This window comes from Cupriavidus sp. SS-3, assembly GCF_035818815.1.
Lineage (GTDB): Bacteria > Pseudomonadota > Gammaproteobacteria > Burkholderiales > Burkholderiaceae > Cupriavidus > Cupriavidus taiwanensis_C.
Window position 1 is genome coordinate 285,185 of sequence record NZ_JAYLVT010000001.1, and the last position, 20,252, is coordinate 305,436.

The window sequence follows — 20,252 nt, forward strand, 5'->3', positions numbered from 1 at the left end:
TGCGTATCCTCAACCCGTCAACTTGTGAACGGAGAGAACCATGTCCCCATCCGCTAGCCATCCCCGCGCACCAGCCGGCCGCGGCCAGTGCCAGAGCATTGACCTGGTCGGCAAGATCGCGCAAATCGACGGACACTGGCAACCGCGCGTCGTCGCGGAAATGAACGACTACCAGTTCAAGGTGGTGAAGGTCGAAGGCGAATTCGAGTGGCACCGGCATGCCGACACCGACGAGACCTTCATCGTCCTCGAAGGCGAGTTGCGCATCGATTTCCGGCAGGGGCCCGCGGGCGACGGTTCGATCGTGCTGCGGCCCGGCCAGATGGCGGTGGTGCCGAAGGGCGTCGAGCACAAGCCCAGTGCCAATGCGGAAGTGAAGCTGCTGCTGATCGAGCCGCGCGGCGTGGTGAACACGGGCGACGGTCCGGCGGGAGAGCGTACGGTCGACAACGACCAGTGGATCTGAGACGCGCTTCCAAAAAAAAGCGGCACCCTTGCGGCGCCGCGCTTGTCACCCCCGGCCTGCCCGTACGGGCAGGCCACTGGTGCACTACCGCGTGCTTACCGCTTGCCGTCCTTCGCGTACACGCGCTCGCCGGCGACCCACGTCTGCAGCACCTGCGTCTTCCAGATATCGGCAGGCTTGACCTTGAACAGGTCCTGGTCGACCAGGATAAAGTCCGCCCACTTGCCCGGCTCGAGCGAGCCCAGCGTCTTCTCCTGGTGCTGGGCGTAGGCCGCGTCCAGCGTGAAGGCGCGGAAGGCCTGCGGCAGGGTCATGGCTTCTTCGGCATGCCAGCCCTTGATCGGGCGGCCTTCATGGTCGGTGCGGGTCACCGCCGCGTGCAGGCCGTAGAACGGGTTGGCCGATTCCACCGGGAAGTCCGAGCCGCCCGCGATCACGGTGCCTTGCCTGAGCAGCGTCTGCCAGGCGTAGGCGCCCTTGATGCGGTCCTTGCCGACGCGGTCTTCGGCCATGTTCATGTCGCTGGTGGCGTGGGTGGGCTGCATCGACGCGATCAGGTCCAGCGACTTGAAGCGCGGGATGTCCGGCAGCGCGATCACCTGTGCGTGCTCGACGCGGTTGCGCAGTTCGCGCCCGCCCACGTCCTTGTACGCCGCTTCCATGGCGTCCAGCACCTGGTGGTTGGTGGCGTCGCCGATAGCGTGGATGTTGACCTGGTAGCCGGCCTTGATCGCGGTCTTGACCGCGGCCTGCATCGCGGCATCGCTCATGAACAGCAGGCCGCTGTGCACGTGGTCGTCCGAGTACGGTGCCATCAGCGCGGCGCCGCGGCTGCCGAGCGCGCCGTCGCCGTACAGCTTGACCGCGCGCAGGTAGTAGCGGTCGTTGCCGTAGCCCGACAGCGGCCCCTTGGCCGACAGCGCCTTGAAGTCGTCGCCGGTGTCGCGGATCATGCCGTAGATGCGGGTGGTCAGCTTGCCCTGGTCGGCGAACTCGCGGTAGATGCGGTCTTCGGCGACGGTCACGCCGGCGTCGCCCGCGGCGGTCAGGCCGAGCGCGTTCATGTGCGCCAGCGCGGCGGCCAGCGCGGTGCGGCGGTCGTCGTCGCTGTACGGCGGGATCACGTTGTTGACCAGCGCCATGGCCTTGTCGACCAGCACGCCGGTGGGGTTGCCGCTGGCATCGCGCTCGATGCGCCCGCCGGCAGGGTCCTTGGTATCGCGCGTGATGCCGGCGGCCTGCAGCGCCTTGGTGTTCAGCCACGCGGCGTGGCCGTCGACGCGCACCAGCCGCACCGGGCGGTCCGACACCGCGGCGTCAAGCTCGGCTGCCGTCGGGAAGCGGCCCAGCTTCCAGTTCACCTGGTTCCAGCCATAGCCCAGCAGCCATTTGCGCTGCGGGTTCTTGTCGCCATAGGCGCGGATCATGCCCTGCGCCTCGGCCAGCGTGCGCGTGCCCGACAGCGAGATCTCGGTGGTCTTGAAGCCCAGGCGGAACACGTGGCCGTGGGCATCGATCAGGCCCGGCAGCAGGGTCTTGCCCTGGCCGTCGATGCGCTGCGCGCCCGGATACTGGGCGCGCAGGGCGGCGGCGTCGCCGGTGGCCAGCACCTTGCCCTGGTCGAACACCAGCCCGGTGAAGCGGGTGACCTTGTCCTGCTGCAGGGTATAGCCCTGCACCGATTCCACCAGCGTGGGCGCGCCGTGCGCGGGCAGGCCCAGGGCCATGCCGGCGCCAAGCGCCAGCAGGCTGATACGGATTGCTTTCTTCAAAGCGATGCTCCTTGTTGTTGTGCTTTTTTTGCTTGATGCTGCGGATTGCCAGGCGCCCGGGAACGGCGCCTATTCACCGGCCGCGGGCACGACGGTGCGCGTTACGGCGGCATCGCGGGCCGGCAGCGCGGGGAATTCCATTTCGGCATAGGGCACGAAGCGCGTCTTGCGCGCGATGCGGTAGCCCAGCCAGATCAGCAGGAAGATCGGAATGCCGATATAGGTCGCGGCCACGCTGACCCAGTCGATCTTGCCGCTGGTAAAGGCCTGGTAGTTCTGGCCCAGCGTCACGACCAGGCACAGCCCGAAGGCAAAGATCGGCCCGTAGGGAAAGAACGGCGAGCGATAGGGCAACCGGTCCAGGTCATGCCCCTGGGCGACAAAGCCCTTGCGGAAGCGGTAATGGCTGATGGCGATGCCGAGCCAGGCAATGAACCCGGTCATGCCCGACAGGTTCAGCAGCCACAGGTACACCGACTTGCTTTCGAACAGCGAGGTCAAAAAGCACAGCGCGCCGACCGCGGTGGTGGCCAGCAGCGCCACCAGCGGCACGCCGTTGCGCGTCAGCCGGGCAAACACGCGCGGCGCGCGGCCCTCGGTGGCCAGGTTGTAGAGCATGCGGGTCGAGGCATACATGCCGGAGTTGCCCGCCGACAGCACCGCGGTCAGGATCACCGCGTTCATCACGCCGGCGGCAAAGGCCAGGCCCGCATGGCGGAACACCAGCGTGAACGGGCTTACGCCCACGGTCTGCACGTCGCTCTTGAGCAGGCTGGGGTCGGTGTAGGGAATCAGGATGCCGATGATCAGGATCGCCAGCACATAGAACAGCAGGATGCGCCAGAACACCTGGCGCACGGCGCGCGGGATGTTCCTGGCCGGATCGGCCGATTCGCCGGCGGCAACGCCGATCAGCTCGGTGCCCTGGAACGAGAAGCCGGCGATCATGGCCACGCCGATCAGCGCGGGCAGCCCGCCGACGAAGGGGGCATCGCCGGTGGTCAGGTTGGCCAGGCCGTGGCTGGCCGCCATGTCGCCGCGCAGGATGCCGAAGATCATCAGCGTGCCGATGCCGATAAAGGCCACCACCGTCACCACCTTGACCAGCGCGCACCAGTATTCGGCCTCGCCGAAGCCGCGCACCGAGATCGCATTGAGCGCGAACATCAGGCCCAGGAACAGCGCGCTCCACAGTACGCCGGGCGTGTCCGGGAACCAGTACTGCATCACCAGCTGCGCCGCGGCCAGTTCCACCGCGATGGTCACGGCCCAGTTGTACCAGTAGTTCCAGCCCAGCGCGAAGCCGAAGCCCTCGTCGACATAGCGCGCGCCATAGGTGGCGAACGAGCCCGACACCGGCATGTACGCCGCCAGCTCGCCCAGGCTGGTCATCAGGAAATAGACCATCGCGCCGATCAGGATATAGGCGGCCAGCGCGCCGCCGGGCCCGGCCTGCGCGATGGTGGCGCCCGAGGCCACGAATAGTCCGGTGCCGATCGAGCCGCCGATGGCGATCATGGTGAGATGGCGGGCGCGCAGGGTGCGGCGCAGCGTGGGCGCGGGGGCGCCGGCGGAGGAAGGCTGGGAGGGTTGTGTCGACATCGGAATCCGGTCTGGGCGCGCCGTGCGGTACAAGCCACGAAGGGACGCAAAGGGGCGCGAAGGCGCGCAACTATGCCGGCATCGCCGGGCGGCCGCAAGCTGCGCCAGGCCGCCAGCCGCGCGGGCGGCGACACATGCCGCAGGGCCTCCTCCCGGTGCTACCGGCCGGTATATTGGGCGGCATCATAAGAGAAATCGCTGTGCAGGGAAAGCCGCAGCCGCCTGCCCGGCAAGGGTGCCCGTGGTCAAGTGCCGCACTCGCCGCCGGATGCCGGCCTGCCTGCCGGTCCGCCCTTCGGCCATGTTGCGCTGTAGGACAAACTCCCGGCGCGGACAGGAATGGCACCGCTGCCGGGGCTGGCGCGCGGGGTATATCTTGCGAGGTAGCAGGCGCTGCACGCCGGCCGGTGCTAGGACCCGGCCACCGGCCCATCCCCGTTCCTTCATTCACCGGCGCAGGGAGACTGACGGATGTTCCAGACGCACAGCCATGTTCCGCTCGACGCCCGGCGGCCGATCGCCGCGGCACGTGCCGGCGCCGGCTGGTGCCGGCGCGCGACCCGCCTGGCCGCCTTCGCGCTGGCCGGCCTGATCGGCACCGCGGTGCTGGGCGGCTGCGCCAGCCTGCCGGCACAGGCGGAGCGCACCCCGTCGACCGCCCCGGCCAATACCAGCGACACGCCACTGGGCAAGGTGCTGGCGCCGCGCCTGGCCAAGCGCCCGGGCGAGTCGCTGTTCTACCCGCTGCAGTCCGGACCCGACGCCCTGGCCGCGCGGCTGGCGATGGCGCGCGCGGCGCAGCGCAGCCTGGACCTGCAGACCTATATCTTCGAGCCCACCGGCACCGGCGCGGCCGTGCTGGGCGACATCCTGGACGCGGCCGACCGCGGTGTGCGTGTGCGCATGCTGCTCGACGACCTGCATACCGGCGGGCTGGACAAGGTCCTGTCGGCGATCGATTCGCATCCCAATGTGGAAGTGCGGCTGTTCAACCCGTTTGCCAACCGCAGCGTGCGCTGGCTGGAAATGCTCGTGGGCTTCAACCGCCTCGACCGGCGCATGCACAACAAGTCGATGACGGTGGACAACCAGATCACGCTGCTGGGCGGGCGCAATGTCGGCGATGCGTATTTCTCGGCGCGCACCGACATGGATTTCAGCGACCTCGACGTGCTGGTGGCCGGGCCGGCGGTGCCGCAGGTGTCCGCGGTGTTCGACGAATACTGGAACGACGCGTCTTCCTATCCCGTGGTGGCGCTGATCCCCGCCGGCAAGGAAGCGCCGGTGGAAATGCGCAGCCTGCGCAAGCGCCTTGAGGCGCGCGGCGACCAGGCCGTGGCCAGCCCCTACGTGCAGGAGTTGCTGGATTCGGGCCTGGCCAAGGGGATCGAGAGCGGCCACATGCCCGGCTACTACGGCAAGGCCGTGGTGGTGTCCGACAAGGCCGCCAAGATTACCCACCAGACCCACGACGACCCCGGCCACGCCACCGCCCGGCTGGAGAAGATGATCAGCGGGGCGCAGAAGGAGGTGCTGCTGATCTCGCCTTATTTCGTGCCCGACGATGACGGCGAAGCCTGGCTGATCGCGCTGGCGCGGCGCGGCATCCGCGTGCGCATCCTGACCAACTCGTTCGAAGCCACCGATGTCAGCCCGGTGCACGCCGGCTACGCACCGCACCGCCAGGCGCTGGTTGCCGCCGGCATCGAGCTGTACGAGCTCAAGCCCAGCGCCTATGCCGAACTGGCCAATCGCGGCAAGGCCGCGCGCGGTTCGCGCTCGCGCGCCTGGCTGTCGTCAAGCCGCGCCAGCCTGCACGCCAAGAACTACATCGTCGACCGGCGCCAGGTCTTTATCGGCTCGCTCAACATGGACCCGCGCTCGGCCAAGCTGAATACCGAGATGGGCGTGGTGCTGGACAGTCCGGCGCTTGCCGAGCGCATGATCCGCTCGACCGAAGACGGCCTGCTCGACATGGCTTACCGCATCGGGCTGCAGACCGATGGCGACGGCGGCAATCCGCGCCTGACCTGGACCACGCGCGAGAAGGGCCAGCTGGTGGTCTACGACAGCGAGCCCGGCATGGGCCCGCTGCAACATCTGGGAATCGGCGTGCTGCGCGTGCTCCCGATCAAGGAAGAGCTTTAAAGCGGCTCCGGCGGGCGACCCGCGGCTTTCCTGAACCCAGGTTTGGGGGTATTTTTTCCGGCACCGTAGCTCCCCTCCGGAGGAATTCCATGAAAGCTGCAGTGCTGCATCAACCCAGGACGCCGCTGGCGATCGAAGACGTGGCCATCGGCAAGCCCGGACCGCGCGAAGTGCTGGTGCGTACCGCCGCCGTCGGCGTGTGCCACTCCGACCTGCATTTCGTGGACGGCGCCTACCCGCACCCTGTTCCCACCATCCCTGGCCACGAGGCCGCGGGCGTGGTCGAGCAGGTCGGCGCGCAAGTCCGCACGGTCAAGCCCGGCGACCACGTCATCACCTGCCTGTCGGCCTACTGCGGCCATTGCGAGCATTGCCTGACCGGCCATCTGTCGCTATGCACCGAGCCTGATACCCGACGCCGCGAAGAGGAGGAACCGCGGCTGCGGGCCGCCCATGGCAACGCCATGCACCAGTTCCTGAACCTGTCGGCCTTCGCCGAGCAGATGCTGATCCATGAGCACGCGCTGGTGGCGATCCGGCGCGACATGCCGCTGGACCGCGCCGCGCTGATCGGCTGCGCGGTGACCACCGGCATGGGCGCCGTGATCCATACCGCGAAGGTGCAGCCGGGCGAGACCGTCGCCGTGATCGGCTGCGGCGGCATCGGGCTGGCCACGGTCAACAGCGCCGCCATCGCCGGCGCCGGCCGCATCATCGCCATCGACCGGATGCCCGGCAAGCTGGAACTGGCCCGCAAGTTCGGCGCCACCGACGTGATCGACGCCAGCGAGGGCAATGTGCCGGACGCGGTGCGCACGCTTACCGGCGGCGGCGTGCACCATGCCTTCGAGGCCATCGGCCTGAAGGAGACCACCGAGCAGGCCTTTGCCATGCTGCGCCGCGGCGGCACCGCCACGGTCATCGGCATGATCGCGCCGGGCGTCAAGATCGAGCTGAAGGGCAGCGATTTCCTGGGCGAGAAGCGCATCCAGGGCTCGCTGATGGGCTCCAACCGCTTCCCGGTGGACATGCCGCGCATGGTCGATTTCTACATGGCGGGCCGCCTGCACCTGGACGAGCTGATCGCGCAGCGGCTGCCGCTGGACCGCATCAACGACGCCTTCGACGAACTGCGCCGCGGCGAACTGGCGCGCTCTGTGATCCTGTTCGACTAGGCGCGCAGCGCGGCCGGTGCGGGGCCGGCAAGCGCGCCGGCCGGTGTTCAATAAGGCTGGTCCGCCGGCCGCACCTCGAAGCGCAGGATCTCGGCCAGGTCCAGCATCTCTTCGTCATCCTCGCTGCGCGTGATCCAGCCGGCGTAGGCATCGCCGCCGGTATCCCAGTTCCACAGCGTATAGCCGGCCACGCGCAGCTGGTTGTGCGCCAGCTCCATCAGTTCCGGCACGCTGGTGCTCTCCAGGAAGGCCTCGTCCTCGGGGTCGTCGGTGCCCCAGTCGAGCTCCAGGTCCATGCGCTCGCACAGCTGGGTCAGGCAGCCGATAAAGGACTGCGCGTCCTTCCAGTCGACAAAGAAGCCGGACTGCCAGTCGATGACCTCGCGGATTACCCACAGCAGTTCTGGCCCGTCGGTGTCGTCGTCCTCGGCATCGAGCAGGGCATCCTCGAATATCGCCATCTGGGCCGAGGTCTGGGCGCTGTCGCCAAGGTTGATCAGGGCGAAGAAACGCGCGATCGCGTCCTGCGTGTCGTCGTCCAGCGGTGTGGCCATCTTTTTTCTCCTGTTGCCGCGGCGCGCTAGGCCGCGATGCGGATGATCTCGCGTTGGCCCGCCGGTGTCACGCGCAGCGCGCGCGAGGTGCGCGTGGGCTCGACCCAGCCGCGCGCCAGCAGGCTGCCCAGCAGCGCCGCGCCCAGCGCGCCGCCCAGGTGCGGCTTGCGCTCGCTCCAGTCCGGACAGGTGCAGGCAAACTGCCGCCGCTTGCGGCGCGCCGCATCCACATCCACGCCCAGCCGTGCCAGCGCCTGCGCGCCATCGCCGCTGAGCTCGACGCGCGCCCCCTCCAGCATCAGCCAGCGCGACTGCGTCATGCGCTCGAACAGCCCCACCGCCAGCTCGCCCGCCAGGTGGTCATAGCAGGTGCGCGCCTGGCGCAGCGCCGGCGGCGCCGTGCGCGACACCGGCACCGCGCGCAGCCGCGGCGGCTGGCTCGCCAGCGACGCCGACGCCAGCGCCTCGATCGCCACGCCGATCTCCGGCGCCGCCAGCCGGTAATAGCGATTGCGCCCGCGCGTCTCCGCCACCAGCAGGCCGCCTTCGGACAAGCGCGCCAGGTGCCCGCTGGTGGAAGACGCCGACAGGCCGGCGATCAACGCCAGCTCGCCGGCGGGCCGGGCGCTGCCGTCCATCAGCGCCCATAGCATGGCGGCACGGCCCGGGTCGGCGAGCAGGCTGGCGAGGTGGCTGATGCCGGGGCTGTAATCCATGGTTTGGGTTTGGGTGAAGGGTGTGATGCGGAGTATAGGACGAAGGCGGGGGATGAATGCCCGGTGCAAATTTAGTCCTTACTAGCAAACCATGTTCTTACCAGTAAATTTAAGTTCTGACGTGTTTCTATGCCGCCAGCGTCAAAGGGCCCCCGAAGGCCCTCAGCCGAACCTTCGTTAGCGCCAGTTTGCAGTACGCTTTTCCACGAACGCGGCGATACCTTCGCGCGCATCGTCGGTGCCGGCGACGCGACAGAACGTATCGACCGCGTAGGAAACACCACGACGGTAGTCGCTGTCGATGGCCCGGTGGAATGCGGCTCTGCCCATGCTCATCGCGGATGCTGACTTGGCGGCCAGGCTGGCGGCGAGTGACCGTGCCTCCCCGAGCACCTTGTCCGCCGGGACGACGCGATTCACCAGGTGCAACGCCTGCGCCTCGATCGCGCCGAAGGAGCGCCCGGTGAAGAGCAAATCGAAAGCGACATGACGGCCGACGATGCGCGGCAAGTGAGTAAAGTGGATAGCCGGTAGCATGCCGACGTCAATTTCGGGGTATCCGAAGCTGGCATCCTCGGAAGCCACAATCAGATCACAGGAGATCGCCAGGGTCATGCCGCCCCCCCGCGCCGCACCGCCTACCGCGGCGATCGATGGCTTGCCGAGACGATACTGCGCTTCTGATAGCTGGACGTAGAGTTTGTCCAGGAGCGTGTAAACGGTAGCCGCCGATGCGCCCTGCAAGGCTGCAATATCAAGTCCGGCGCAATATCGCTTGGGTACGGCGCTGGCAACGATGACGGCCCGAACCGCGTCATCAGCGGCCGCGCGCTCCAAGGCGCGAATCAGTGCGTCGACCATCGGAACCGTGAGGGCATTGACAGGAGCGTTATCCAGGCGGATTTCGGCGATGTGCTCGCGGACGGTGTAGGTAACCAGGGACATAGTCTGCTCAGTATGGGGTTGGTCTAGCCGGCCGCCGTCGCAGTAGCCACGGTGCCGGCGCGGTGCATACCTTCAATCTGTTCTCGTGTGAACCCGGCCTCCAGCAAGATTTCGTCGGTGTGTTCACCGAGCAGCGGGGCGGGACGACTTGCCTGGCGTGCTTCTCGGCCGAAGCGCACCGGTAAGCCGACGTTGGAGACAGTGCCCAGCACGGGATGTTCAGTCTCGACGATCAATTGTCGGGCCTGCACCTGTGGGTGTGCCAGCGCTTGGTCCAGCGTCTGAATAGGCGAGCAGGGCACACCGATCTTTTGTAGGGTTTCGAGCCAGTAAGCGAGCGGCTGGATCGAGAGGCGGGATTGCACCAATTCAACCGTTCGGGAGAAGTTCCGTACCCGAGCGGCGTTGGTGGCAAAGTCTGGATGATCGACCCAGTCTTCGAGGCCGGCGACTGAGCAGAAGCGCTTCCATTGGGCGTCATTGCCGACGCCGAGCATCAGCGGCCCATCGGCGGCGTCGAACGCCTGATAGGGCGACATTGACGGATGGGCTGTGCCCATTCGCTGTGGTGCCTTTCCGCTGCGCCAATAGTTCTGCGCCATGTACCCCATGAAGCCAAGGGCAGTCTCCATGAGCGCCACTTCCAGATACGTTCCTTTGCCAGTCGTATGGCGTTCGAGCAGGGCAGCCAGGATGCCACTGAGCGCATGCATGCCGGTGCCGATGTCGACGGGTGAAAAGCTTGCCCGCGCAAACTTCCCGCCGGGGTCTCCCATAGTGCTGATCATGCCGCTGAACGCTTGCAGCATTACGTCATAGCCGGGCTCATTGCCCAAGGGGCCATCGCGCCCGTAGCCGGAGATCTCGCAGTAGATCAAGCGGGGATTCCCGGCGCTCAACGTGGCGTAGTCCACGCCGAGCTTCTTGGCGGTACCGCCACCGAAGCCCTGCAGTACAACGTCAGCGCTGGCTGCCAGTTGCTGCGCGACACGTTGGCCGGCTTGGGTCTTGAGATCCAGCGCGATGCTGCGCTTGTTGTGATTGACGGCCAGGAATACGGCGGACTGGCCCTCATCCTGAGGGAGCCACCCTCGTGTGTCGTCGCCAGAACCCGGGGGTTCGACCTTGATGACATCGGCGCCCAGTTCGCCCAAATATTGGCCGCATAAGGGACCAGCCAAGACCTTGCTCAGGTCCAGAACCCGAATGCCTTTCAATGGTTGCATTTCTAGAACTCCCTATTCATTCGGGCTGAATGCCAAGCCCACGCGCAATGCTCGTCCAGCGCTCGGAGTCCATTCTGACGAAGCTGACGAGCTGGTCGGGACGTGTCGGCATCGGCTCGGCGCCACGATTGCGTAGCGCTGCTACGTATTCCGGGTCGTTGACTGCCTTTGCCGAAGCCGCCCGCAAACGCTCGACAATCGCCTTGGGCGTCTGTGCGGAGGCTTGCAGGGAGAACCAGAATTTCAGGTCCGCTCCTGGATATCCGGCTTCCTTGAGTGTCGGGACGTCCGGCAGCATCGGAGAGCGCTGCGAGGAGGTAATGGCAAGCGGCTTCAGTTTGCCGCCCTGAATCTGGCCAATGCACGTCGTGAACGAGTCGAATACAAAATCGACTTGGCCTGCCATCACGTCCGTGAGAGCCGGAGAGCTACCTTTGTACGGCACCGCTACCGCCTTGAAGTTGGCCTTCTTCTGCAGTAGAGAGCCATAAATGTGCGGCGAGGAGCCAGCGCCAAAGGTCGCGTAGGTCAGGGCGTCAGGCTTTGCCTTTCCTAATTGAACCAGCTCAGCAAGCGTCTTAATCTTGAGTTTGTCGGGATGGACGACCAGGACGTTCGGCATCGAGCCGGTGGTCGCGATGGGCACGAAGTCTCGTTCCGGCAGGAAGCGAGCGTGGGGGTACATCAGCGGGTTCACAGCCTGCATGGCTACGGTGTTGTGCAAGAGTGTGTAGCCATCGTTGCCGCTATCGAGCACATGCTGGGCGCCAATATTGCCGCTCGCGCCGGGCCGGTTATCGATCACCACTGGCTGTCCCAGTTCTTTCGACAGGGCCGTCGCCAGCAGGCGGGCAATGAAGTCGGTGGGCCCGCCGGCAGCAAACGGCACAACAATTCGGACGGGCTTGGTCGGCCAGTCAGCGGCAAGGAGAGGGCCTGCCAATAGGGAGGCGGCAGCCCCCAGCAGCAGTGTTCGTCGTGTCGGATTCATCATCGTCTCCAATGGTTCTGGCCGTAGCATGGCGACCTCCGACATATAAGTCCAAGACAGGTTTGAGATATCCGATATAGGATTCCGCTATAGCCACTTCTGCGGGGCGATTCATGGCGCTCGAACTTCGTACCCTGCGGGGATTTGTCACGGTATGCGCGGCAGGTTCGATTTCTCGCGCTGCGGAGCGCTTGCACATCGCGCAACCGGCGCTAAGCCTGCAGATGAAAAACCTGGAGGAGGAGTTCGGCGCAGCCTTGCTTGAGCGAACACCACGCGGGGTTGTAGCCACAGCCGCAGGCGAGATGTTGCTCGCGCATGCGACCGATATTCTTCGGCGCGTGGAGGTGGCATACGAGGACATTCGGACAGCCATCAAGCAACCGCAAGGCAGGGTGGCCGTCGGGTTGCCGCAGTCCTTGGCAAAGCTATTGACCGTGCCGCTCGTGAAAGAAGTCTGCGCAGAGTGGCCAGGGATTGACCTGCAAATCATCGAACAGAGCACGGGATACATCCCCCAAGGGCTGCTGACCGGGCATCTGGATATCGGCATGACCTTTGGCGGCACGCCAGAGCCGGGATTGCGCGCCGATCGCGTGCTCGAAGAACGGCTATTGCTTGTCGGCCCGCCGGGTAAGTTGTCGGCGCACGGCCGAGACGGTATCGACGCTGCCGTCAGCGTACCGTTCTCCCGCTTGGATAGCTATCCATTGATTCTCCCGGCAGGACTGCATGGCCTGCGCAGCCTCATAGACCGGTTCAGCGCGTCCCAAGAAACTCAGCTTCAGGTCATCGCGGAGGTCAACGCGATCCCGGAACTGATTGCGCTCGCCGCTGCAGGTGCCGGATTCACGATCCTGTCTCACGCGTCAGTGCAGGAAGAATGGCGAGGCGGCATTGTGTCCTGTGCCCGTATTGCCGAAGAAGGATTCACGCGGCAGGTCTACCTTTGCCGTGCCGCGACCCTACCCGCTTCGTTGGCCGTGACGTCGGTATGGCAACGTCTTCTCTCGATTACCGGACGACTGGTAGAGGGCGGTCAGTGGCCGGTTCACCGCTTCAATGCCGGAGGCGAGGGCGCCGGGCCCTAGCGATAGCGGCCGCGCTAGTGCATGCCACTAAAGGCGTTTAAAGTTCGCCACCTCGGTTTTGCGGCAGCAAACGGCTGGGAAGCGTGCCTCAACGAGGAGCCGGGCCGCGAAGGGCCTTCAACCAGGGATCGATGGTAAAGCGCCGGACTCCGTGTCCTGCTTTGCAGCAGCGATGGCGGACCACCCACACGACGCTGCGCAAGGCGCGCTGCTCGGCAGCGTCGACGACTGCGGCGCATTGGTCAAACGTTGGCGCATCCGGAAACATCATCAGTTCGGCGCCGCTCCCCAGAACGATCGCTATATCGAACGGCGATCGAGTCACCATGGCCCGTGCAAGCAGCCAGCCCAGCCGACGCTCGATCTCAAGTGTGGTGTCATGGTGGGAGTTTCCAGTCTCGCGCTGTATTTGCCGAACAGACGCCCGAATGCAATGCAGCAGGTCCGTCGCAGTTGGATAGCGGGATAACCCGATCCGAAGCCGAGCCGGCGGCTTGTCCTGTGAAGGAAGTCGTCGCGACTTCGCGGGCGGGTTGGTGTGCATGATGCCGCTCATAGGGCTTCTGGTGATTCATTGCATGCAAGTTTTGCCGATAGCCGTAGGTGGCGTCTGTTTCTGTGGCCCACGCGATGGTCGCCACATGGCTGCGCGCTCGGTCGTAGCCTCCTGACATCATTCGGCAGGGAAGCTCTCGGTCACGTCCCGATATGGCCGATCCAGTTGGGGGCGACGGTCGGCAATGCGCATGATGCCGAGTTCAGGCAGCGAGTCGCCAATAGTTTTCCGGTATACCCGAATCGCCAAACCGTATTAGCCGGACACTGGCGTCTTCCATAGACTGAACCTGTTTCAAATCAACAGGAGTCGAAATGGACAAGAAGCGAGTTGACCTGTACTGGGATGTCGGCAGCACGAACACCTATTTCGCCATCAAGCTGATCAAGCCGATCCTTGAGCGCCACAATGCAGAACTCGTGCTGCATCCCTACAACCTGGGCTACGTCTTCCGGAACAACGAGTACGAACTGATGAAGGAGCCCAAGTCGAAGCTCCGCTACCGCAAGCGAGACCTGATGCGTTGGGCCGAGAAATACAATCTACCGTTCCAAATTCCCAGGCAGTTTCCGATCAAATCGAGCAGGGTGCTGCGCGGATCGCTGGCGATGCGACGCAAGGGACTGGAGCTGGAATTCGTAGAGCGGGTCATGGAAGCATACTGGGAGCGGGGCGATGCCGGCATCGTCGAGTATGCAGGCGTGCGATCCATCGTGGAGTCCCTCGGGGTGGACTTCGCCTGGTTTGAGGAGATCGCTTCCAGCGACGAAATCGGCGCCGAGCTTGCGCAAAGCACCGACGCGGCCGTCGAGCGCGGCGTGTTTGGCGTGCCCATGATGTATGTGGGAGACGAGATGTTCTGGGGCAAAGATCGTCTCGACTTCATGGAAGAAGAACTGGCGCGCGCCGCGTAGTACAGGCTGCGCGGGGGACTGCCCGGCGCTACGGCTCCGATAGTTGGGCAGCCCGCAATTGAAGTCGACGACTCGCGCGAACGCTGCCGCCGCGCAGCACCCAACGAGCGCCACAGGTCGTCTTCGTGTTGTGCCGACCCCCACTACGGCGCGCGCCTGGCGCGAGCGCCGCCTGTTTCCTGGTTGCGGTTCTCGCATTGCGTTAGCGGGCGGCAACTGCGGCCGATCTTCTTTCCTGCCCAATACTCGGATGGCTCCACCGTTTGGCCAGGCAATCGGCAGGGGCGCTCGCCGCCCCTCTGAAGCTCAAATGATCCGGTGTTCCCGCAGACGTCGGAACTCGACGGCGTCTACGCCGGCCATCTCGCGCAGCACCTCTTCAGTATGTGCGCCGGGCACGGGTGCGGGCGTGTCATAACCAACGTCGGCATGGCCGAAGCGCAATGGGAAAGCGGCGCCTTTGACGTTCATCGCGGCCTTCGCCAAGGGGTTCCAGAGCGAGACCGCCATGTTTCTCGCGACGGTTTGTTCCCACGCGAGAACGTCATCGATGGTGCGTACCGGACTGCAGGGGATCTTCGCGGACCGCATCTGTTGTTCGATTTCCGCGGTGGGAAGCGTTGCCGTCCACGTCGAGACGATCTCGTCGACCACCGCATTGTTCGACAGTCGCCAGGCAACGGACATGACGTCCGGATCGTCCTTGAGGTCCGAGCGTCCCATCAAATCCAGGAGCGTCCCCCAGTCGTCGTTATTGGCGGTTCCGAGGGTAACCCAGCCATCCGCACTTTTGTAGGCATTAAATGGGGAAAAGCGCATGATGCGATTTCCCTGCTGGAAGGAGAGTCCGAGTTCGCGATAGCAGTCCAGCGGCTCGTCGAGGATCAAGGACAGCAGGCAATCCGCCATGGAAACGTCGACCGATTGCCCGTGGCCGGTCCGCTGTCGGTAGTTCAACGCCGCCACGATCCCGAAGGCCGCAAACAGCCCGGCGATGGCATCCGACAGCGGGGTACCCGCCTTAGTCGGCCCCGCGTCAGGGTGGCCGGTGATGCTCATCAAGCCGACGGCCGCCTGCACCATCAGATCATAGGCCTTCAGGTTCCGCGCCGGCCCTGTGGAGCCGTAGCCGGTCAGGGAGCAATAGACGAGGGCCGGATTGATCTCGCGCAACACGTCGTAGCCCACGCCGAGACGATCGGCTACGCCGGCGCTGAAGTTTTCCACGACGACGTCGGCATTTTTCACCATGCGCATGAAGAGTTCCTTGCCCTCGGCGCTCTTCAGGTTCAGGGTGGCGGACTTCTTGGAACGGGCGCGCTTCAGATAGGCGATACCCATGTCATGGGGGGAGCGCTTTTCAAAGGAGACGCCTTGGGGGCCGGCAAAAGGCGGCGAGAACGCAGTGGGGTCACCGACCCACGGGTCATCGACCTTGATGACCTCTGCTCCAAGTCCTGCCAGGAACAAGGTGCATTGAGGGCCGGAAAAGAACCGGGTGAGGTCGAGAACCTTGATGCCTTCGAGAATCCGTTTTGTCATGGGGTGCCGTTTGCCTGTTTAGACGCATGAGCAGTCTAGACAGGCAAACGGCGTACCGGCCAATAGGACTTTGCGGTGGCGGTATTGCGATTCCGTATGGCTACTCAATCCGCGAGGCGCCTGGCCAAGCGCCTTCTGCGATCAACGCCAGCGCAGTTTCGCGGATCAACTCCATGATCCGCCTCGCCGCGGAACTTAGCGGCATGATGTCGAATGTGCACAGCGACAGCCGTCGTTGCAGTGCTGCACCCGCGATGCGCTGGACGGTGAGGCCGGTCGTTCCTCCCGGGATGGAGGGCGAGAGGATGGTCGAGCCGACGCCGCTGGCAACGACTGCTCGGATGGTTGCGAGAGAGTCGAGTTCCGCCCGCACGAGCGGTCGCTCGCCCGCGGCTTCGAATGCTTCGTCGATAATCTGCCGCGTGATGTTGGACTTGCCGGGAAGGATCAGCGGGCGCTTCGCCGCCTCCGCGATGCTGACTTCTTCAGGCAAGGCATCGCCTGGCTGTTCGCATGACAGCAGAATCAAGCTCTCGGTCAGTAGCGGCATCACCTCGAGATGCGTGCCGAGCCTCGTCTCGCGGACCACGCCGGACCCGTCCACGCGCTCAAACAGCAGGCTCATCTCGATGCGGCCGTTTACGACCAGTTCCTGAAGGTGACCGCTGAGGCTCTCGGTAATCTGGAGTTGAATATCCGGATACTGCCTGGCTGCCTCTGCGAACAGCCGCGGTGCAAGAATCGTGGCAGCACTGGTCGGCAGGCCAACGGAAACGACTCCCTGGGGATGCTCTCCGGCATCCTGGACCTCGCTTTTCATGAGCTCTGCTTGCCGCAGCATGGCACGCGCATGTCGATAGAAGACCTCGCCCGCCTCCGTCGCCACGACGCCCCGGGCGCTTCTGGCCAGCAACTTCACCTTCAGTTCGTCTTCCAGCTTGGCGATTTGCTGGCTGAGCGCTGGCTGCGCGGTGTAGAGATCGGCGGCCGCCCGCGAGACGCTCCCTAGCTCAACGATGCGTACGAAGTACTTCAGTTGTCGGAATTCCATGGCGAGTTGTAGCGAGCGAACGATGGCGAGATAGCCATAAGTTTTTGACATGCCCCAAGCGGGACACAGTATTGGCGCAACGATCTTGACATTTCTAAGATGGCTTCACCAGTAACCAGCCACCTTATCGAGATGATCGATCTCTATTTCTGGAGCACCCCGAACGGCTACAAGGTCTCCATCCTCCTTGAAGAACTGGCGATCCCCTACAACGTCATCCCTGTGCATATCGGCAAGGGCCAGCAGTTTGCCCCGGAATTCCTGGCTGTCAGTCCGAACAACAAGATCCCCGCGATTATCGACCACGACGGGCCTGACGGGCAGGCGATCTCGATGTTCGAGTCGGGCGCCATCATGATGTACCTGGCCGAGAAGAGCGGCTACCGATTCATGCCTCAGGATACGCGCCGACGCTATGAGGTCGTGCAGTGGCTGATGTTCCAGATGGGCGGCGTTGGCCCGATGCTCGGGCAGGCCCACCATTTCCGCAAGTACGCGCCAGAGCAGATCGCCTACGCGATTGATCGCTATACGAACGAAGCGCGTCGCCTCTACACCGTGATCGACCGTCGTCTCGCGGACGCGGAATATCTGGCCGGGGAATACTCGATCGCCGATATGGCTACCTATCCCTGGCTGCGTGCCCACAAATGGCAGGGCCAGAACCTTGCGGACTATCCCAACCTTCAGCGCTGGTACTCCGCCGTGCGCGAACGCCCCGCGGTGCAACGTGGCATTGCTGTGCTGGAGGAGAAGGTCGACAAGACCGGCGCGAAGCCCAGCGGTGAACGGTGGGACAACCTGTTTGGCAAGAGCCAGTTCGCCCCGCGATAGGAGAGACAACATGCCGCAAACAAAATCCCCGATGCTGACCGGCTATCGCGTGCTGGACATTACCCAGATCGTGGCCGGACCGACCTGCACCCGCATCCTTGCCGAAATGGGGGCCGATGTCATCAAGCTCGAGCTGGCGCCGTTCGGCGACCGCACCCGAATCGGCGGGCTGCGCAGTCAGAAGCCGGAGTACAAACGCTGCTCCCAGAGCACCTACTTCGTTCAGCACAACCATTCGAAGAAGAGTCTTGCACTCAATCTCAAGCACGACAAGGCCCGCGCGCTGATTCTCAAGATGATTCCGCAGTTCGACGTGCTGGTCGAGAACTTCTCGCCGGGAGTCATGGACCGCTTCGGCCTTGGCTACGACGTGCTGAAGAAGCTCAATCCGCGGCTTGTGATGTGTTCCATTTCCCTGGCTGGACAAAAGGGGGCGCTGGCCAACAAGCCTGGCTACGACTACGTGGCGCAGGCTTACGCCGGGGTGACAGATCTCATCGGCGAGCCGGACGGCAACCCGGCGCTGATCACGATGGCGATTGGCGATGCGTCAACCGGTGTGGCAGCCGCTATGGCTGTAGGCTTCGCGCTGCTGCATCGCGAGCGAACAGGAGAGGGGCAGTACATCGAGACATCGCTGCTGGATACCTACTTCAACATGCATGAGGTGTCTATTCCACGCGTCGGTCTGCGCAAAGGCTATGAGCCTAAGCGCACCGGTTCGCAGCATCCTGATGGTGGGCCTACCGGCATCTTTCGCTGCGGTGACGGGACGTATCTCACGCTGGCCACGCTGCCGCACCAATGGGAGCAATTCGCCACGGCTCTGGGGCGAGCGGACCTGTTGACCGATCCGCGCTTTGCCACCGCCGCGCTGCGCCGCGACAACAACGAGCAGCTCAAGGAAATCCTGGAGGCGTGGCTCTCCGGCTTTCCATCCCGCGACGCCGCGATTGCAGCCCTGGAGCAACAGCGAATTCCATGTGCGCCGGTGCTCAGTCTGCGTGAAGCGATAAACCATCCGCACCTGCAGGAGCGCGGCGTCGTCCGCACTGTCTCCGATCCTTACGTGGGCGAGTTCCAGATCCCTGGGCCGCCGGCCAGGTTTTCGGCCTGGCAGTACGGGTCCGCTCTGAAGGCGGACCTGCTGGGTGAACACAACGAGCAGGTTCTGAAAGACATCGCCGGGCTGAGCGAAGCGGAGATCGACGCCTTGTACGCCGAAGGCGTACTGGTGCGCGACCGGTTGCTGGAACCGGCTGGCGAGGCGGCTGAAGAGGCAGCGATTGCACGGTGATCGGGTGGGAAGACAGATGAAGAACTTCGACTTGTTTGTCGTAGGCGCCGGATCCGGGGGCGTACGCGCCGCCCGCGCCGCCGCCATCCTCGGTGCACGCGTAGCGATTGCAGAGCAGTCGCGGGTTGGTGGTACCTGCGTGATTCGAGGCTGTGTGCCGAAGAAGCTTCTCGTCACGGCAAGCCGCTTTCGTTCGGAAGCAACCGATGCCATTGGCTTTGGATGGGGCGTCGGAAGCATCGACCACAACTGGAGTGCGCTGCGCGACCGGATCAGTGAGGAAGTCGGTCGACTGGAAAGTCTGTACCGCAAGGGTCTGGACGGAAACCGGGTCACCATTTTTGACGAACGGGCCGCCGTGGAAGGCGCAGGGCGCGTTCGTCTTGCCTCCGGCCAGGCGATATCGGCCGCGCACATCATCGTGGCAACTGGCGCGATGCCCACACCGCTGGATATTCCCGGCGCCGGGCATTGCATCACGTCGGACGATGTCTTTGCGTTACCGCATCTGCCGGCCCGCGTCGTGATCATTGGTGGTGGGTATATCGCGCTCGAGTTTGCCGGGATATTCAAGGGGCTTGGCGCGGACGTGACCGTACTGCACCGGGGCGCCTCCGTTCTCAGGGGATTCGATCCGGATATCCAGAGCGGCATTACCGGTGCCTACCTCGCTCAGGGCATTGATATGCGTCTGAACACCAACGTCCACCGCATTGAAGCGTTGCCTGTTGGCTATCGGGTAACAGATCAAGCCGGTACCGCTTATGAAGGAGACGTCGTCCTGAACGCGACCGGCCGTCGGCCCAACACGCAGGCCGCAGCGGGCGCGCTGGCACTCACGCCAAGTGGAGCCATCGACGTGGATGAGCGCTATGCAACGTCCCTGGAAGGGGTCTATGCCATCGGCGACGCGATCGGCCAGTTGAACCTCACCCCCGTTGCAATACGCCAGGGGCAGTGGCTTGCCGAGTCGCTGTTCGGGAGGGCCGAGTGTCGGGCACCGGACTTCGGGTTCACGCCGACGGCCGTGTTTTCCACGCCCGAGATTGCCAGTGTCGGGATGACAGAGCGGGAGGCACGGACGGCGCTTCCCGATATTGCGGTCTATCGGACCAACTTCCGTCCGCTGCGAGCAGCAGTCGCTGACAGCGCGGAGCGCGTCATGATGAAACTCGTCGTCGATAAGCGCAGTGATCGCGTCCTGGGTATGCACATGGTGGGTCGCGATGCTGCTGAAATCATTCAGATGGGTGCCATTTCATTGCAGCGAGGCATCACCAAGCGAGAGTTCGACCGAACCGTTGCGCTGCACCCCAGTGTCGCGGAGGAGTTCGTCACCATGCGAAGCCACGCTTGAGGGTCGTGGGACAAG

18 protein-coding genes are annotated in these 20,252 nt (G+C 64.5%); 8 read left to right on the forward strand and 10 right to left on the reverse strand.

Annotated features, from left to right (window positions below; genetic code table 11):
- Positions 1 to 40: 40 nt before the first annotated feature.
- A complete protein-coding gene (locus U9J39_RS01260; RefSeq protein WP_115714092.1) occupies positions 41 to 466 on the forward strand; it encodes a cupin domain-containing protein in 426 nt (141 codons plus the stop codon).
- A 95-nt stretch (positions 467 to 561) separates the two neighbouring features.
- Here the strand turns inward: U9J39_RS01260 and U9J39_RS01265 are convergent, their stop codons facing one another.
- A complete protein-coding gene (locus U9J39_RS01265; protein WP_116313784.1) occupies positions 562 to 2,238 on the reverse strand; it encodes an amidohydrolase in 1,677 nt (558 codons plus the stop codon).
- A 69-nt stretch (positions 2,239 to 2,307) separates the two neighbouring features.
- The gene (locus tag U9J39_RS01270; RefSeq protein ID WP_116313785.1) at positions 2,308 to 3,840 is read right to left on the reverse strand and encodes an amino acid permease; all 1,533 of its coding nucleotides are present in this window, start codon (positions 3,838 to 3,840) and stop codon (positions 2,308 to 2,310) included.
- Positions 3,841 to 4,311: 471 nt separating this feature from the next.
- Here U9J39_RS01270 and U9J39_RS01275 point away from each other — a divergent pair, with 471 nt between their 5' ends.
- Positions 4,312 to 5,988, forward strand: coding sequence for a phospholipase D family protein (locus U9J39_RS01275; protein WP_116313786.1), 1,677 nt, complete (start codon positions 4,312 to 4,314; stop codon positions 5,986 to 5,988).
- 89 nt (positions 5,989 to 6,077) lie between these two features.
- Complete coding sequence (locus tag U9J39_RS01280) at positions 6,078 to 7,163, forward strand: Zn-dependent alcohol dehydrogenase (protein ID WP_326346330.1); 1,086 nt, start codon at positions 6,078 to 6,080, stop codon at positions 7,161 to 7,163.
- A 47-nt stretch (positions 7,164 to 7,210) separates the two neighbouring features.
- Here the strand turns inward: U9J39_RS01280 and U9J39_RS01285 are convergent, their stop codons facing one another.
- The 5 genes from U9J39_RS01285 to U9J39_RS01305 form a co-directional block, all read right to left on the reverse strand.
- Complete coding sequence (locus U9J39_RS01285; RefSeq protein WP_115699220.1) at positions 7,211 to 7,717, reverse strand: DUF6630 family protein; 507 nt, start codon at positions 7,715 to 7,717, stop codon at positions 7,211 to 7,213.
- Between the two features lie 26 nt (positions 7,718 to 7,743).
- A complete protein-coding gene (locus U9J39_RS01290; protein WP_326346331.1) occupies positions 7,744 to 8,433 on the reverse strand; it encodes an ArsR/SmtB family transcription factor in 690 nt (229 codons plus the stop codon).
- 177 nt (positions 8,434 to 8,610) lie between these two features.
- Positions 8,611 to 9,378 carry an enoyl-CoA hydratase/isomerase family protein gene (locus tag U9J39_RS01295; RefSeq protein ID WP_326346332.1) on the reverse strand — a complete coding sequence of 256 codons (768 nt, stop codon included), beginning with the start codon at positions 9,376 to 9,378 and terminating at the stop codon, positions 8,611 to 8,613.
- A 23-nt stretch (positions 9,379 to 9,401) separates the two neighbouring features.
- Positions 9,402 to 10,604: a CaiB/BaiF CoA transferase family protein gene (locus U9J39_RS01300; protein WP_326346333.1), complete on the reverse strand. Its 1,203-nt coding sequence runs from the start codon at positions 10,602 to 10,604 to the stop codon at positions 9,402 to 9,404.
- Between the two features lie 16 nt (positions 10,605 to 10,620).
- Positions 10,621 to 11,595 (reverse strand): Bug family tripartite tricarboxylate transporter substrate binding protein, encoded by a 975-nt coding sequence (locus U9J39_RS01305; RefSeq protein ID WP_326346334.1) that lies wholly within the window; start codon positions 11,593 to 11,595, stop codon positions 10,621 to 10,623.
- Positions 11,596 to 11,708: 113 nt separating this feature from the next.
- Here U9J39_RS01305 and U9J39_RS01310 point away from each other — a divergent pair, with 113 nt between their 5' ends.
- Positions 11,709 to 12,686: a LysR family transcriptional regulator gene (locus U9J39_RS01310; RefSeq protein ID WP_326346335.1), complete on the forward strand. Its 978-nt coding sequence runs from the start codon at positions 11,709 to 11,711 to the stop codon at positions 12,684 to 12,686.
- 88 nt (positions 12,687 to 12,774) lie between these two features.
- On the opposite strand, the gene U9J39_RS01315 is transcribed toward U9J39_RS01310, so the two are convergent.
- Complete coding sequence (locus U9J39_RS01315) at positions 12,775 to 13,242, reverse strand: hypothetical protein (protein ID WP_326346336.1); 468 nt, start codon at positions 13,240 to 13,242, stop codon at positions 12,775 to 12,777.
- Between the two features lie 314 nt (positions 13,243 to 13,556).
- Between U9J39_RS01315 and U9J39_RS01320 the strand changes: the two genes are divergently transcribed.
- Positions 13,557 to 14,156 carry a 2-hydroxychromene-2-carboxylate isomerase gene (locus U9J39_RS01320; protein ID WP_326346337.1) on the forward strand — a complete coding sequence of 200 codons (600 nt, stop codon included), beginning with the start codon at positions 13,557 to 13,559 and terminating at the stop codon, positions 14,154 to 14,156.
- 306 nt (positions 14,157 to 14,462) lie between these two features.
- On the opposite strand, the gene U9J39_RS01325 is transcribed toward U9J39_RS01320, so the two are convergent.
- On the reverse strand, positions 14,463 to 15,698 hold the full coding sequence (locus tag U9J39_RS01325; RefSeq protein WP_326346338.1) for a CaiB/BaiF CoA transferase family protein: 1,236 nt from the start codon (positions 15,696 to 15,698) through the stop codon (positions 14,463 to 14,465).
- Between the two features lie 100 nt (positions 15,699 to 15,798).
- Positions 15,799 to 16,800 (reverse strand): LysR substrate-binding domain-containing protein, encoded by a 1,002-nt coding sequence (locus U9J39_RS01330; protein ID WP_326346339.1) that lies wholly within the window; start codon positions 16,798 to 16,800, stop codon positions 15,799 to 15,801.
- Positions 16,801 to 16,881: 81 nt separating this feature from the next.
- Here U9J39_RS01330 and U9J39_RS01335 point away from each other — a divergent pair, with 81 nt between their 5' ends.
- The 3 genes from U9J39_RS01335 to gorA are packed head-to-tail and all read left to right on the forward strand — an operon-like array spanning position 16,882 to position 20,237.
- A complete protein-coding gene (locus U9J39_RS01335) occupies positions 16,882 to 17,583 on the forward strand; it encodes a glutathione S-transferase N-terminal domain-containing protein (RefSeq protein ID WP_326346340.1) in 702 nt (233 codons plus the stop codon).
- Positions 17,584 to 17,593: 10 nt separating this feature from the next.
- Positions 17,594 to 18,880, forward strand: a complete 1,287-nt coding sequence (locus U9J39_RS01340) for a CaiB/BaiF CoA transferase family protein (RefSeq protein WP_326346341.1) — start codon at positions 17,594 to 17,596, stop codon at positions 18,878 to 18,880.
- A gap of 16 nt (positions 18,881 to 18,896) precedes the next feature.
- The gene (gene gorA, locus U9J39_RS01345; protein WP_326346342.1) at positions 18,897 to 20,237 is read left to right on the forward strand and encodes a glutathione-disulfide reductase; all 1,341 of its coding nucleotides are present in this window, start codon (positions 18,897 to 18,899) and stop codon (positions 20,235 to 20,237) included.
- The last annotated feature ends 15 nt before the right edge of the window (positions 20,238 to 20,252 follow it).